Annotated in this window: 1 pseudogene; it reads right to left on the minus strand. The window is 75.9% G+C overall.

From position 1 onward, the window contains the following. Positions 1-701 (minus strand): annotated as a pseudogene (locus tag E2E34_RS34865) (glycosyl hydrolase); the annotation flags it as partial.

Genomic DNA, 701 nt, shown 5'->3' on the forward strand with positions numbered 1-701 from the left:
CTGCCACACGTGCTGCGGCCCCAGCGCCCACGGCGGCGGAAGAACCGGAGCACCCGTGAGCGCGGTCCAGCCCCGCAGCACGCGGGCCGGCGTCCCCGCCACCACCCAGCAGCGCAGCGGCCCACCGTCCATGCGCAGCTCACTCGTACCCGGCCGGTCGTGCCCGGACCCGGCACCCTCCTCACCCTCCCGCAACGTCATCCGCCCCGGTGACGCGGTGTCGTGGAAGACGAGATGGGTGCCCGCGTCGGAGACGACCACGTGCACCGGCATGGCCAGGGAACGCGGCTCGACGCCCCGCGCCGGGCCGCCGTCCCGGCCGGAGTTCACCAGGGGATAGGTGCCGTCCCGCAAGCGGACCCCGCAGGGGCGCCCGCCGAGACCGAAGAAGCGCGCGTCGGCCGGCACCTCACCGCGCTGCAACCAGCGCGCGGGCCCCCCGTCGACCGGCTCCCACCAGCGCGGCGGCAGATCCCGGCGCAGCACCGCGCCACCCGGCGTACGGACCTCGACCGCACCGACGCGCGACACCGCGACCGTCAGCCGTTCCGACACCACCTGCCACCCGCCGTCCTTGTCGGGCTCCAGCTCCGCCCTGGGATCCGGCTCGGGACACGCCCCCTCGAGCGCGTACGACGGCTCCGGATCCCAGGGCGGAGCTGGAGCCCGACAAGGACGGCGGGTGGCAGGTGGTGTCGGAA

This window comes from Streptomyces albidochromogenes, assembly GCF_005981925.1.
Lineage (GTDB): Bacteria > Actinomycetota > Actinomycetes > Streptomycetales > Streptomycetaceae > Streptomyces > Streptomyces albidochromogenes.